Origin of the sequence: Thermomonas brevis, assembly GCF_014395425.1 — a bacterium.
Lineage (GTDB): Bacteria > Pseudomonadota > Gammaproteobacteria > Xanthomonadales > Xanthomonadaceae > Thermomonas > Thermomonas brevis.
The window spans coordinates 2,997,365-3,010,555 of record NZ_CP060711.1 but is presented as its reverse complement, the minus strand read 5'-3'; the positions used below and the strand labels follow the sequence as shown (position 1 = coordinate 3,010,555).

The 13,191-nt window shown below is 70.0% G+C and carries 10 protein-coding genes and 1 tRNA gene; 6 read left to right on the top strand and 5 right to left on the bottom strand.

Features of this window, described 5'->3' with window-relative positions; translation table 11 throughout:
- Positions 1-133: 133 nt before the first annotated feature.
- From H9L17_RS13945 to H9L17_RS13925, 5 genes are all read left to right on the top strand, one after another.
- Complete coding sequence (locus H9L17_RS13945) at positions 134-928, top strand: cytochrome C assembly family protein (protein ID WP_187570015.1); 795 nt, start codon at positions 134-136, stop codon at positions 926-928.
- Between the two features lie 129 nt (positions 929-1,057).
- Entirely contained in the window at positions 1,058-1,516 is a 459-nt protein-coding gene (locus H9L17_RS13940; RefSeq protein ID WP_187570014.1) for a MarR family winged helix-turn-helix transcriptional regulator, read from the top strand.
- A gap of 6 nt (positions 1,517-1,522) precedes the next feature.
- Complete coding sequence (locus tag H9L17_RS13935; protein WP_187570013.1) at positions 1,523-2,968, top strand: efflux transporter outer membrane subunit; 1,446 nt, start codon at positions 1,523-1,525, stop codon at positions 2,966-2,968.
- A gap of 8 nt (positions 2,969-2,976) precedes the next feature.
- Positions 2,977-4,197: an HlyD/EmrA/EmrK family protein gene (locus tag H9L17_RS13930; protein WP_187570012.1), complete on the top strand. Its 1,221-nt coding sequence runs from the start codon at positions 2,977-2,979 to the stop codon at positions 4,195-4,197.
- A gap of 158 nt (positions 4,198-4,355) precedes the next feature.
- Positions 4,356-5,921 carry a DHA2 family efflux MFS transporter permease subunit gene (locus H9L17_RS13925; protein WP_187571984.1) on the top strand — a complete coding sequence of 522 codons (1,566 nt, stop codon included), beginning with the start codon at positions 4,356-4,358 and terminating at the stop codon, positions 5,919-5,921.
- A gap of 24 nt (positions 5,922-5,945) precedes the next feature.
- Here the strand turns inward: H9L17_RS13925 and radA are convergent, their stop codons facing one another.
- Positions 5,946-7,352 (bottom strand): DNA repair protein RadA, encoded by a 1,407-nt coding sequence (gene radA / locus H9L17_RS13920; RefSeq protein WP_187570011.1) that lies wholly within the window; start codon positions 7,350-7,352, stop codon positions 5,946-5,948.
- Between the two features lie 126 nt (positions 7,353-7,478).
- On the opposite strand from radA, the gene H9L17_RS13915 reads away from it, so the two are divergent.
- Complete coding sequence (locus H9L17_RS13915) at positions 7,479-8,612, top strand: hypothetical protein (RefSeq protein WP_187570010.1); 1,134 nt, start codon at positions 7,479-7,481, stop codon at positions 8,610-8,612.
- Between the two features lie 67 nt (positions 8,613-8,679).
- Here H9L17_RS13915 and H9L17_RS13910 read toward each other — a convergent pair.
- The 4 genes from H9L17_RS13910 to ileS form a co-directional block, all read right to left on the bottom strand.
- Positions 8,680-8,755, bottom strand: a tRNA-Thr gene (locus tag H9L17_RS13910).
- 28 nt (positions 8,756-8,783) lie between these two features.
- On the bottom strand, positions 8,784-9,734 hold the full coding sequence (ispH, locus tag H9L17_RS13905) for a 4-hydroxy-3-methylbut-2-enyl diphosphate reductase (RefSeq protein ID WP_187570009.1): 951 nt from the start codon (positions 9,732-9,734) through the stop codon (positions 8,784-8,786).
- Positions 9,735-9,741: 7 nt separating this feature from the next.
- Positions 9,742-10,245 carry a signal peptidase II gene (gene lspA, locus H9L17_RS13900; RefSeq protein WP_187570008.1) on the bottom strand — a complete coding sequence of 168 codons (504 nt, stop codon included), beginning with the start codon at positions 10,243-10,245 and terminating at the stop codon, positions 9,742-9,744.
- Between the two features lie 103 nt (positions 10,246-10,348).
- A complete protein-coding gene (gene ileS, locus H9L17_RS13895) occupies positions 10,349-13,138 on the bottom strand; it encodes an isoleucine--tRNA ligase (RefSeq protein WP_223158117.1) in 2,790 nt (929 codons plus the stop codon).
- Positions 13,139-13,191 lie beyond the last annotated feature (53 nt).

The window sequence follows — 13,191 nt, the reverse complement described above, 5'->3', positions numbered from 1 at the left end:
ACGGGGGAAGCGGGTTGTCGATGTGGAAAGCGGCCCCTCATCCGCCTTCGGCACCTTCTCCCCGCAGGCGGGGAGAAGGAAAAACAGGCACGCTCTCGCTGCGCGGGAAGAAGGAAACTGCGACACTTCGCGAATGGCTCTCACTTTCCTCGCCATCGCGCTCTACCTGATCGCCGCCGGCTGGCTGGTGCTGTCCGAACGCGCCGACCGCGACACGGCCAGCCGCGGCTGGCTGCTGCCGGCCGATGCGGCCGTGCTCCTGCACGGGCTGACCCACTACCTGGCCTGGCGCCAGAGCGGCGCCACCGACCTGCACTTCTTCTCCGCGATGTCGCTGGTCGGGCTGGGCATGGCCGCCCTGACCGCGCTGGTCGGCGCCAGCGGGCGGATGCGCGCGCTGGGCGTGGTGGTGTTTCCGCTGTCCGCCGTCGTCCTGCTGGCCTACCGCCTGTACGGCCATGCCACCCAGCCGGAACCGCTGGACTGGCGCTTGCTGCTGCACGCCTGGCTGGCGCTGCTGGCCTACGCCACGCTGGCGCTGGCGGCGGTGCTGGCGATCTTCCTGTGGCTGCAGGAGCGCGCCCTGCGCCGGCGCGAATTCCACGCATGGCTGCGCGCGCTGCCGCCGCTGACCGAGCTGGAAACCCTGCTGTTCCGCACCATTGCGGTCGGCTTCGTGCTGCTCACCGCCACCCTGCTGACCGGCGTGCTGTTCGTCGAGAACCTGCTGGCCCAGCATCTGGTGCACAAGACCGTGCTCAGCCTGCTGTCCTGGCTGGCGTTCGGCGCGCTGCTGCTGGGCCGCTGGCGGCGCGGCTGGCGCGGCGCCATCGCGGTGCGCTGGACGCTGGCGGCGATGGCGCTGCTGGTGCTGGCCTTCTTCGGCAGCAAGTTCGTGCTGGAGCTGGTGCTGCACCGCACCGCCTGACGCCCGATTTCATCCCCCGAGCCCCGCCTCAACCCCTGCCACCGTTCCACGGCGCGAACGCTGTGGATACGTTTGCAGCTTGAATATTTGCATTGACAACTATTGCATGGGCCAGCAAAATGCCGCCCCATGCACGAACACGCCACCCCCGCCGAAGCCTGCAGCGGTTCCGCCCTGGGCCTGCTGTTCCGCCAGGTCCGCGACGCCATGTGGGCGCGGATGGAGCGGGAGCTGGCCGCCGCCGGCCACGACCTGACCTTCAGCCAGTTCATCGCGATCAAGAAGCTCGCCACCGGCACTGCCGGCGTCACCGACCTCGCCCGCGCCGCCGACCTCAACCCCGGCGCGATGACCCGCCTGCTGGACAAGCTGGAAGCCCGCGGCCTGCTGGTGCGCGTGGCCGATCCCAGCGACCGCCGCGCCCTGCACATCCACCTCACCGACGCCGGCCGCAAGCTCTGGGGCGACGTCGACCAGTGCGGCCGGCGCGTGCGCGAACGCGCGTTGCACGGCATGGACGACGCCACGCGTACCCTGCTGACCGGCCTGCTCGAGCAGGTGCGCGACAACCTCCTTTCCACGGACTGAGCCCCGATGTCCCGATCCCTCCCCCTCGCCGCCGCCCTCGCCGGCGTTCTGCTGGTTTCCGGCTGCGCCAGTACCGGCGACTTGCAGCCGGCGTCCGCCCCCGTTGATCCCGCCGGCTACGCGCTGGCGCGCAGCCTCGCCGGTGCGCCGCTGAGCGACGCAGCCTTCCCGAACCGGGACTGGTGGCGCGCGCTGGGCGACCCGCAGCTGGACGCGCTGGTCGACGAAGCCCTGCGCGGCACGCCCTCGCTGGCGGCGGCCGACGCTCGCGTGCGCAAGGCCCAGGCGCAGGCCGGGCTGGCAGACGCCGCGCGCAAGCCGACCCTCGGCGGCAGCGCGCAGTACGCGGTGGCGCAGCTGCCGGAAGGCCTGGCCGGCGACGAGATCGGCGGTCAGCTGATGCACAACGCCGTGCTGATGGTGAACTTCGACTGGCCGCTGGACGTCTGGGGCGGCAAGCGCGCCGAGTACGAGGCCGCGCTCGACCAGACCCACGCGCTGCAGGTCGAGGCGCAGGCCGCGCGGCTGGCGCTGGCGGCCAACGTGGCGCGCGGCTACGTGGCGCTGGCGCAGGCGTTCGATGCGCTGGACGTCGCCAACCGCGAGCAGGCGCGCAGCGAGCGCCTGCTGCAATTGGCGAAGCAGCGCGTCGATGCCGGCCTCGACAACCGCATCGCGCTGCGCAACACCGAAACCATGATCGCCACCGCCAAGGCGCAGGGCGGCGCCGCGCAGCAGCAGATCGACGCGCTGCGCAACGCGTTGGCGGCGCTGCTGGGGCAAGGACCGGATCGCGGCCTCGCGATCGCGCGTCCGCAGCTGCTGAAGGCCCCCGCGCCCGCGCTGCCGTCCGCGCTCCCCAGCGAACTGCTGGGCCATCGCCCCGACGTGGTGGCGGCGCGCTGGCGGGTGGAAGCCGCCGCGCAGGGCATCAGGACGGCCAAGGCCAGCTTCAAGCCGAGCATCGACCTGAGCGGACTGGTCGGGCTCGCCTCGACCGGCTTCTCCGATCTGTTCCGCAGCGATTCCCTGCTCGGCTTCGGCGGCCCGGCGATCAGCCTGCCGATCTTCGACGGCGGCCGCCTGCGCAACAACCTGGCCGCGCGCGACGCCGACTACGACCTCGCGGTCGCCGACTACGACGCCACCGCCGTGCAGGCCCTGCACGACGTGGTCGACGCGCTGCAGGCGATCCGCTCGCTGGACGAACAGGGCGCCTCGCTGCAACAGGCGCAGGCCGCCGCCAGCTCCGCGCTGGACCTCGCGCAGGCGCGCTACAAGGCGGGCCTGGGCACCCAGCTCGACGTGCTCGCCGCGCAGAAGCCGCTGTTGCAGATCGAACAGCAAGCTGCCGGCCTGCGCGCGCAGCGCTACGCCGCCGGCATCGACCTGAACCGCGCCCTCGGCGGCGGGCTCGAGGTCGCATCCCCCAACACCACCGCATCGAACTGAGCGTCCCCATGACCACCGAAACCACTCCGAACACGTCCGCCGGCAAGGGCGCCCCGCTGCCCGCCTCGCAGAGTTCGCTCAAGCCCGCCAACGGCAAGCGCAAGCGCGCGCTGCTGATCCTGCTGGTCGCCGTGCTGGTGCTGGGCGCCGCCTGGCTGGCCTACTACCTGCTGGTGGCGCGCTGGCACCAGGACACCGACGACGCCTATGTGCAGGGCAACATCGTCAGCGTCACCGCGCAGACGCCGGGCACCGTGGTGGCGATCAACGCCGACGACGGCATGCGGGTGAAAGCCGGCCAGGTGCTGGTGCAGCTCGACCCGAACGACGCCCAGGTCGCCTTCGAGCAGGCCGAAGCCAACCTCGCCGCCACCGTGCGCCAGGTGCGCGGCCTGTACAGCAGCGTGGACGCCGCGCAGGCCGACATCGCCGCGCGCGAAGTGGCGGTGGCGCAGGCGCGCGCCGACGTGGCCCGCCGCAGCGGGCTGGTCGCCAGCGGCGCGGTGTCGTCCGAGGAACTGGCCCACGCGCAGGCGCAGCTGAAGGCCGCGGAAGCCGCGCTGTCGGCCTCCAGCGGGCAGTTGTCGCGCAGCCGCGCGCTGGTCGATGCCACCACCGTGGCCAGCCAGCCGCAGGTGCAGGCCGCCGCCGCGCAGCTGCGGCAGGCCTACCTGAATCTGCAGCGCGCCGCCGTCGTCGCTCCGATCGACGGCTACGTCGCCAAGCGCAGCGTGCAGTTGGGCCAGCGCGTGCAGCCGGGCGGCCCGCTGATGGCGGTGATCCCGCTGGAGCAGGTGTGGGTGGACGCCAACTTCAAGGAAACCCAGCTGCACAACATGCGCCTGGGCCAGCCGGTGAAGCTCACCGCCGACGTCTACGGCAGCGACGTGGAGTTCGACGGCAAGCTGGTCAGTCTGGGCCTCGGCACCGGCAGCGCGTTCGCCCTGCTGCCGGCGCAGAACGCCAGCGGCAACTGGATCAAGATCGTCCAGCGCATCCCGGTGCGCATCCAGCTCGATCCTAAGCAGCTGCGCGAGCATCCGCTGCGCCTGGGCATGAGCATGTCGGCCGACGTCAGCGTGCGCGACCAGGGCGGCGCGGTGCTGCCGGCCACGCCCGCAGACAAGCCGGTGCTGACCACCGACGCCTACGCCCGGCAATTGCACGACGCCGACGCGCTGATCGAAAAGACCATCGCCGGCAACCTGCCGCAGAACCGCAAGTCCTGATCCCCCTTCGCAGGAGTCGCGCTGGTAGCGCGTCGTTCCCTCCCCTCTCCTCGTGGTGACGGGCGCCGCCAAGCCGGCAGTCAAGCGATTGCCGCTCCTGCACCTTCCCCAGCAACCGAGCCCCCATGGCCAACACCATCGCCCAGGAAGAAGAATCGATGGGCCTGCCGCCCGGCCGCGAGGCCACGGCCGCGCCGTCCGACTTCCGCCCGCCCAACGTCGCGCTGACCACGCTGGGGCTCGCGCTGGCCAGCTTCATGCAGGTGCTGGACACCACCATCGCCAACGTCTCGCTGCCGGCCATCTCCGGCAACCTCGGCGGCAGCGCCAACCAGGCGACGTGGGTGATCACCTCGTTCGCGGTCAGCACCGCGATCGCCCTGCCGCTGACCGGCTGGATGACCCGCAAGTTCGGCGAACGCAAGCTGTTCATGTGGTCGACGCTGGCGTTCGTGATGGCCTCGTTCCTGTGCGGCATCGCCCACAGCATGGGCCTGCTGGTGGTGGCGCGCGCGCTGCAGGGCTTCGTGGCCGGGCCGATGTACCCGGTGACGCAGGCGCTGCTGCTGTCGATCTATCCGCCCGCGCGGCGCGGCCAAGCCATCGCGCTGCTGGCGATGGTCACGGTGGTCGCGCCCATCGCCGGCCCGATCCTCGGCGGCTGGATCACCGACAACTACAGCTGGGAATGGATCTTCTTCATCAACATTCCCATCGGCATCTTCGCCAGCACCGTGGTCGGCCGGCAGCTGAAGGGCCGGCCCGAGCGGCTGGAGAAGCCGAAGATGGACTACGTCGGCCTGGCCACGCTGGTGCTCGGCGTGGGCGCGCTGCAGGTGCTGCTGGACCTCGGCAACGACGAGGACTGGTTCGCCTCGCCCACCATCGTGATGCTGGCCATCGTGTCGGCGATCGCACTGGCGGTGTTCGTGATCTGGGAGCTGACCGACAAGGACCCCATCGTCAACCTGCGCCTGTTCCGCCACCGCAACTTCCGTTCCGGCACCATCGCGATGACCGTGGCCTACGGCGCGTTCTTCAGCGTCGGCATCCTGGTGCCGCTGTGGCTGCAGCGCAACCTCGGCTACACCGCCATCTGGGCCGGCTTCGCCACCGCGCCGATCGGCATCCTGCCGGTGATCCTGACCCCGTTCGTCGGCAAGTACGCCAACCGCTTCGACCTGCGCCTGCTCGCCAGCTTCGCCTTCGTGGCGATGTCGCTGACCAGCTTCGCGCGCTCGCACTTCAACCTCGACGTGGACTTCCACCACGTGGCGCTGGTGCAGCTGTTCCAAGGGCTGGGCGTGGCGCTGTTCTTCATGCCGGTCTTGCAGATCCTGCTGTCCGATCTGGAGCCGCACGAGATCGCGGCGGGCTCGGGCCTGGCCACCTTCGTGCGCACGCTGGGCGGCAGCTTCGCCGCCTCGCTGACCACCTACGCCTGGAGCGAGCGCGGCGCGGTCCACCACGCGCACATGACCGAGCGGGTGTCCGGCCTCGACCCCGACGCGATGCAGGCCGTGGCGCAGTACGGCGGCGGCGACCTCCAGCGCGGCGCGGCGGTGCTGGAACGGATGATCTCCAACCAGGCCGCGCAGATCGGCTTCAACGAGATCTTCCACCTGCTCGGAATCATCTTCCTCGGCGTGATCCTGTTCGTGTGGCTGGCGAAGCCGCCGTTCGGGGCCAAGACCGGCGGCGCGCCCGCGGGTGGCGGGCACTGAGCGGGGTCCGCCCCGCTCGCCCGTTCAGCCCGCCACGTCCAGCGCGTCGGCCAGCCGCTCGACCGCGACGACCTCCATGCCCTTGTAGCTGCCGGACTTCGGCGCGTTGGCTTTCGGCACGATGGCGCGCTTGAAGCCGTGCGTCGCCGCTTCCTTCAGACGCTCCTCGCCGTTCGGCACCGGGCGGATTTCGCCGCTGAGGCCCACTTCGCCGAATGCGATGGTTTTCTCCGCCAGCGGCGCGTCGCGCAGCGAGGACAGCACCGCCAGCAGCACCGGCAGGTCGGCGGCGGTTTCCTGCACGCGGATGCCGCCGACCACGTTCACGAACACGTCCTGGTCGCCCACCATCACCCCGCCGTGGCGGTGCAGCACCGCCAGCAGCATCGCCAACCGGTTGCCTTCCAGCCCGACGACGACGCGGCGCGGGTTGGACAGCGGCGAGGCATCGACCAGCGCCTGCACTTCCACCAGCAGCGGCCGGGTGCCCTCGCGCGTCACCATCACGCAGCTGCCGGGCTGCGGCGCGCCCATGCCGGACAGGAAGATCGCGGACGGGTTCGACACTTCGCGCAGGCCGCCATCGGACATCGCGAACACGCCCAGTTCGTTGACCGCGCCGAAGCGGTTCTTGAACGCGCGCAGCACGCGGAAGCGGCTGCCGGAATCGCCCTCGAAATACAGCACCGCATCGACCATGTGCTCCAGCACGCGCGGGCCGGCGATGCCGCCCTCCTTGGTCACGTGGCCGACCAGGAACACGGCGGTGCCGGTTTCCTTGGCGTAGCGGACCAGCCGCGCCGCCGCCTCGCGCACCTGCGACACCGAGCCGGGCGCGGCGGTCAGGGTTTCCGTCCACAGCGTCTGGATGGAGTCGGCCACCAGCAGGCGCGGCCTGGCCGTCACCGCGTGTTCCAGAATGCGTTCGACGCAGGTTTCGGCCAGCGCCTGCAAGCCCTCCAGCGGCAGCCCGAGCCGCTGCGCGCGACCGGCCACCTGTGCCAGCGATTCCTCGCCGGTCACGTACAGCCCCGGCAGCGCCGGCGCCATCTTCGCCAGCGCCTGCAGCAGCAGCGTGGATTTGCCGATGCCGGGATCGCCGCCGACCAGCACCACCGCGCCTTCGGCCAGGCCGCCGCCGAGCACGCGGTCGAACTCGCCGATTCCAGTGGATGCGCGCGCCTGCGCATCGAGGCGCACGTCGGCGAGCGCGGTGATCTTCGGCGCGTCCACCTTGCCGGCCCAGCCGCCGCGGCGCGAGGCCGGCGACTTCGCCTGCGCGGCGGTTTCCAGCGCGATCTCCGCCAGCGTGTTCCAGGCGCCGCAGGCTTCGCACTGGCCCTGCCACTTGGCGTAGTCGGCGCCGCACTCGGAGCAGACGTAGGCGGTGCGGCGCTTCGGGGCGGATGTGGTTGCGGCGGGCTTGGCCATCGGTGGTTCGCGGAACGGGACTGCGGCCACTTTAGCCGGCGGATGTCGCAATTGCCGAGACGACGCGACTCAAGTTTCCGCGCGGGCGGACGCTAACGACGATGGGCCTCCCTCCCTTCCCCCGCCATGATCGTCTCCGGCTCCACCCTGCAGCTGACCGGCAGCCATGCCTCGCTGGAATACCAGCGCCGGCAGGAATCGCTGAACGCGTGGCGCGACGGCCCGAACGGCCGCCAGCGCCTGCAGTACGAATCCACCAGCGAAAGCCTGCGCATGAAGGCCGGCGGCATGCAGGTGACCCTCAGCCAGCAGGCGCTGCGTCCGCCGGTTTCCGCTGCGCCGACCGCGGTGCAGACCGCGCCGGCGGCGAACGCGACCTCCCCCGCCGGCGATGCCGACGCCAGCGTGGACGACATCGCCGACCTGAAAGTCACCCTGGTCCGGCTGCTGGTGGAGCAGATCACCGGCCGCGCGATGGAGGTCTTCGACGCCGGCGACCTGGACGCAACGGCCGCGCAGGTGCCGCCGGAGCTGTCCGAAGCCGCATCGAAGCTGGGCACGACGCAGCGGCCGGCCGCCGGCAGCGGCAACGCCGGCTGGGGCGCGACCTACACCCTCGATGAAACCCGCTTCGAAAGCGAAACCACGCAGTTCACCGCGCAGGGCATCGTGCGCACCGCCGACGGCAAGGAAATCGCGCTGTCGCTGGAGCTGAACATGAGCCGCGAGTTCGCCAGCCGCACCAGCCTGTCGGTGCGCGCCGGCGACGCGCTGAAGGACCCGCTGGTGATCAATTTCGGCGGCACCGCTGCGCAGTTGTCCCAGACCACCTTCAAGTTCGACCTCGACGTCGACGGCAAGGCCGACGACATGCGCTTCGTCGCGCCCGGCAGCGGCTTCCTCGCCCTCGACCGCAACGGCAACGGCCGGATCGACGACGGCAGCGAGCTGTTCGGCGCCGCCAGCGGCGACGGCTTCGCCGACCTCGCCCGGTACGACGACGACGGCAACGGCTGGATCGACGAACGCGACGCGGTGTTCTCCCGCCTGCGGGTCTGGACCCGCGACGGCAGCGGCAAGGACCAGCTGGTGGGCCTGCAACAGCAGGGCGTCGGCGCGCTGTACCTGGGCAAGGCGGACACGCCGTTCTCCCTCAAGGACAATGCCAACGCGCTGCAGGGCGCGGTGCGCGCCAGCGGCCTCTACCTGCGCGAGGACGGCGGCGCCGGCACGCTGCAGCAGCTCGACCTGGTGGTGTAGCCGGCGGGCTCCCTCGGCACCGGAAAACAAAAAGGCCGCCCTTTCGGGCGGCCTTTTTGCTGGTGCTTGGTGCCGGAGATAGGAATCGAACCTACGACCCCATCATTACGAATGACGTGCTCTACCAACTGAGCTACTCCGGCAAGGCGGGCAATTCTAGCGGGTGCCGGCTCAATCCGCCAGCCGCCGCAGCTCCTTGGGCAGGGCGAAGATCATGTTTTCCGGTTCCCCGTGCAGTTCGCGCACGTCCGGCGCGCCCAGCGCGTGCAGCCGCTCCAACACGCCCTGCACCAGCACTTCCGGGGCCGAGGCGCCGGCGGTGACGCCGACCCGCTTGCGACCGGCGATCCAGGCCGGGTCGATCTGCCCGGCGTTGTCGATCAGCCACGCCGCCGCGCCCTCGCGCTCGGCCAGCTCGCGCAGGCGGTTGGAGTTGGAGCTGTTCGGCGACCCGACCACCAGCACCGCGTCGCAGCCTCCGCGCACCAGCTCGCGCACGGCGTCCTGACGGTTCTGGGTGGCGTAGCAGATGTCGTCGTGCTTCGGCCCCTGGATGGCCGGGTACTTGGCCTTCAGCGCGGCGATGACGTCGCGGGTGTCGTCCACGCTGAGCGTGGTCTGGGTGGTGTAGGCGCAGTTGTCCGGCTGCTTCAGCGCCAGCGCGGAAACGTCGTCGATGTCCTCGACCAGGTGGATCTCGCCGGTTTCGCCGTCGGTGCGCCACTGCCCCATCGTGCCTTCCACCTCGGGATGGCCGGCATGGCCGATCAGCACCATGTCGCGGCCGCGGCGGCTCTGCCGGCTGACTTCCAGATGCACCTTGGTGACCAGCGGGCAGGTGGCGTCGAACACCTTGAGGCCGCGCCGCTCGGCCTCGGCGCGCACCGCCTGCGAGACGCCGTGGGCGCTGAAGATGACGGTGGCGCCATCCGGCACTTCATCGAGTTCCTCGACGAACACCGCGCCGCGCGCCTTCAGGTCGTCGACCACGAACTTGTTGTGCACGACCTCGTGGCGCACGTAGATCGGCGCACCGAAGACTTCCAGCGTGCGCTTGACGATCTCGATGGCGCGATCGACGCCGGCGCAGAAGCCGCGAGGGTTGGCGAGCAGGACATCCATGCCGCGATTATCCGCCCTTCGCCTGCGGCTTGCCCGCCAGCAGCCCGAACAGGCCGATGCCGATGGCGCCGCCGACTACCGCGCAGTCGGCGACGTTGAACGCCGGCCAGTAGTGCTCGCCGACGTGCCACTGGATGAAATCGACCACGTGGCCGTGGGCGAAACGGTCGATCACGTTGCCCAGCGCGCCGCCGACCACCATCGCCAGCGGCAGCGCCTGCTTCCAGTCGCCGCGCGGCGTGCGCGAAAGCATCCACGCCATCAGCCCGCTGATGCCGAACGCCAGCGTCATGAACACGTACTTCTGCCAGCCGCCGGCGTCGGCCAGGAAGCTGAAGGCCGCGCCGGTGTTGTAGGTGCGATACCAGTTCCAGAAGCCGTCGATCACCGGCACGGCGGTGTATTCGGGCAATGCTTTCAGGACCCACGCCTTCGACCACTGGTCGAGGGCGAGGATCAATGCCGAGGCGGCGAGCCAAGGGAGAGCGTTGGGTTTGGGGGATGTGGTCATTCTTTGCTCGTCATCCCCGCGAAGGCGGGGATCCAGTGTCTTCCAGACCCTAAATCAAAAGTCGCTGGATTCCCGCCTTCGCGGGAATGACAGCAAAGAGGACTCAGAACCACTGACGCTCCTCACCCGGCCCTTCCACGTTCGACACGCAGCGCCCGCACAGCAGAGGATGCGCCGCGTGCGCACCCACGTCCTCGCGGTGGTGCCAGCAGCGTACGCATTTGGGCTTGGCGGTCGGCTGCGCGAACACGCCGATGACGCCCTTCGCCTCCGCGTCCGGTACCACCCGCACGTCGCCGCTGATGAACAGGAAGCGCAGCTCGTCGGCCAGCGGAGCCAGCCAGTTCTGGTCGGCCACGCCGCAGCGCAGTTCGATTTCGGCGTCCAGCGCGGCGCCGATCTCGCCGGCGGCGCGCATCGGCTCCAGCACCTTGGCGATCTGCTCGCGCAGCGCTAGCAGCGCATCCACGTCCTTGGCCGACAGCGCGGCATCGTCCGGCAGCGGCGCAAGGCCGTCGTACCACGTCGTGAACAGCACGTTGCCCGCATGTTCGCCCGGCAGGTAGCCCCACATCTCGTCTGCGGTGAAGCTGAGCACCGGCGCGATCCAGCGCGCGAACGCCTCGGCGATGCGATACATCGCCGACTGCGCGCTGCGCCGCCCGCGCGAATCCTCGCGCATGGTGTACAGGCGATCCTTGGTGACGTCGAAGTACAGCGAGCCGAGATCGACGCTGCAGAAGTTCATCAGCGCCTGCACCACCGCGGCGAAGTCGTAGTTCGCGTAGGCCTTGGCGATCTCTTCCTGCACCTGCCAGGCGCGATGCACGATCCAGCGGTCCAGCGCCACCATGTCGTCCAGCGCCAGCAGGTCGCGCGCCGGCTCGAAGCCGTGCAGGTTGCCGAGCAGGAAGCGTGCGGTGTTGCGGATGCGGCGGTAGGCGTCGGCGTTGCGCTTGAGGATTTCCTGCGACAGCGACATCTCGTTGCTGTAGTCGGCGCTGGCGATCCACAGGCGCAGGATGTCCGCGCCCAGCGTCTTCATGATGTCCTGCGGCTCGATGCCGTTGCCGAGCGACTTCGACATCTTGCGGCCGTGCTCGTCCACGGTGAAGCCATGGGTGAGGCATTGCCGGTACGGCGCGGCCTTGTCGATGGCGACGCCGGTGAGCAGCGAGGACTGGAACCAGCCGCGATGCTGGTCGGAGCCTTCCAGATACAGATCGGCGGGTTTACCGAGGCCGCGTTCCAGCAACACGCCTTCGTGGGTCACGCCGGAATCGAACCAGACATCGAGGATGTCGGTGATCTTGTCGTAGTTCTTCGCTTCCTCGCCCAGCAGCTCGGCGGCGTCCAGCGAATACCAGACGTCGATGCCGGCCTGCTCCACCCGGTCGGCCACCTGCCGCATCAACTCGACGCTGCGCGGGTGGATGTCGCCGGTTTCGCGATGCACGAACAGCGCGATCGGCACACCCCAGGTGCGCTGGCGCGAGATCGTCCAGTCCGGGCGGCCTTCGACCATGCCGGCGATGCGCGCCTGCCCCCATTCGGGATACCACTTCACCGTCTCGATGGCGGCCAGCGCGTCGCGGCGCAGGCGGGCCTGATCCATCGAGATGAACCACTGCGGCGTGGCGCGGAACGCGATCGGCGTCTTGTGCCGCCAGCAGTGCGGGTAGCTGTGGGTGAGCTTGCTGAAGGCCAGCAGCGCCTCGTTCGCGCGCAGCACGTCGACGAGGGCGTCGTTGGCTTTCCAGACGTGCAACTGGGTGAGATCGACCTCGCCCGCCGGCGGCGTCGAAGGCAGATAGACGCCGCGCCCATCGACCGGGTTGAGCTGCGCCGCCGTGTACTTCTCGACGAGGCCGTACTTCTGGCTGACCGCGAAGTCTTCCTGACCGTGGCCGGGGGCGGTATGCACCGCGCCGGTGCCGTCCTCGGCGCTGACGTGGTCGCCGAGCAGGATCGGGATATCGCGCTCGTCGTAGAACGGATGCGCGAACAGCATGCCTTCGAGCTTCTCGCCGGTGGCGCGACCGAGGATCGTCACCTCGTCCACACCGTAGCGCTTGAGCGCCTTCTCGGCCAGCGCCTCGGCGAGGATCAGCCAGCGGCGCGTGCCGTCGGCCTTGCTCGGGCCTTCCGCCAGCACGTAATCCAGCTCCGGCCCCAGCGAAATGGCGAGCGAGGCCGGCAGCGTCCACGGCGTGGTCGTCCAGATCGGCACCGCCACCTCGACGCCTTCCGGCAGCTCGCTGCCGAACGCGCGGCTGGCCTGCTGCGGGTTGCGCGCGGCGTAAGCCACATCGACGGCCGGCGACACCTTGTCCTGGTATTCGATCTCCGCCTCGGCCAGCGCGCTGCCGCAGTCGAAGCACCAGTAGACCGGCTTCACGCCGCGCAGCAGGTGGCCGTTGTCCACCACCTTCGCCAGCGCGCGGATTTCGTCGGCCTCGAAGCGGAAGTCCAGCGTGCGGTACGGGCGTTCCCAGTCGCCGAGCACGCCGAGCCGCTTGAAGTCGCGGCGCTGCACTTCGATCTGCTCGCTGGCGTATTCGCGGCACTTCTGCCGGAACGCGACCGCGTCGAGCTTGACGCCGACCTTGCCCCACTTCTTCTCGATGGCGATCTCGATCGGCAGCCCGTGGCAATCCCAGCCCGGGATGTAGGGCGCGTCGAAGCCGGCCACCGTCTTCGACTTGACGATGATGTCCTTGAGGATCTTGTTGACCGCGTGGCCGAGGTGGATCGCGCCGTTGGCGTAGGGCGGGCCGTCGTGCAGCACGAACTGCGGGCGGCCCTTCGCCGCCTCGCGGATCTGCGCGTACAGGCCCTCGGACTCCCAGCGCGCCAGCGTGTCCGGCTCGCGCTTGGGCAGGTCGCCGCGCATCGGGAACGCGGTTTCCGGCAGCAGGATGGTGGACTTGTACGGGTTGTCGGTCT

What these genes read in the sequence shown, in the direction of transcription:
- ispH (WP_187570009.1), bottom strand. Translation starts at nt 9,734, where the DNA reads ATGGATGTCCTGCTCGCCAACCCTCGCGGCTTCTGCGCCGGCGTCGAT.
- H9L17_RS13925 (WP_187571984.1), top strand. Translation starts at nt 4,356, where the DNA reads ATGGGCCTGCCGCCCGGCCGCGAGGCCACGGCCGCGCCGTCCGACTTC.
- H9L17_RS13940 (WP_187570014.1), top strand. Translation starts at nt 1,058, where the DNA reads ATGCACGAACACGCCACCCCCGCCGAAGCCTGCAGCGGTTCCGCCCTG.
- lspA (WP_187570008.1), bottom strand. Translation starts at nt 10,245, where the DNA reads ATGACCACATCCCCCAAACCCAACGCTCTCCCTTGGCTCGCCGCCTCG.
- H9L17_RS13935 (WP_187570013.1), top strand. Translation starts at nt 1,523, where the DNA reads ATGTCCCGATCCCTCCCCCTCGCCGCCGCCCTCGCCGGCGTTCTGCTG.
- ileS (WP_223158117.1), bottom strand. Translation starts at nt 13,138, where the DNA reads ATGCGCGGCGACCTGCCCAAGCGCGAGCCGGACACGCTGGCGCGCTGG.
- H9L17_RS13915 (WP_187570010.1), top strand. Translation starts at nt 7,479, where the DNA reads ATGATCGTCTCCGGCTCCACCCTGCAGCTGACCGGCAGCCATGCCTCG.
- H9L17_RS13945 (WP_187570015.1), top strand. Translation starts at nt 134, where the DNA reads ATGGCTCTCACTTTCCTCGCCATCGCGCTCTACCTGATCGCCGCCGGC.
- radA (WP_187570011.1), bottom strand. Translation starts at nt 7,352, where the DNA reads ATGGCCAAGCCCGCCGCAACCACATCCGCCCCGAAGCGCCGCACCGCC.
- H9L17_RS13930 (WP_187570012.1), top strand. Translation starts at nt 2,977, where the DNA reads ATGACCACCGAAACCACTCCGAACACGTCCGCCGGCAAGGGCGCCCCG.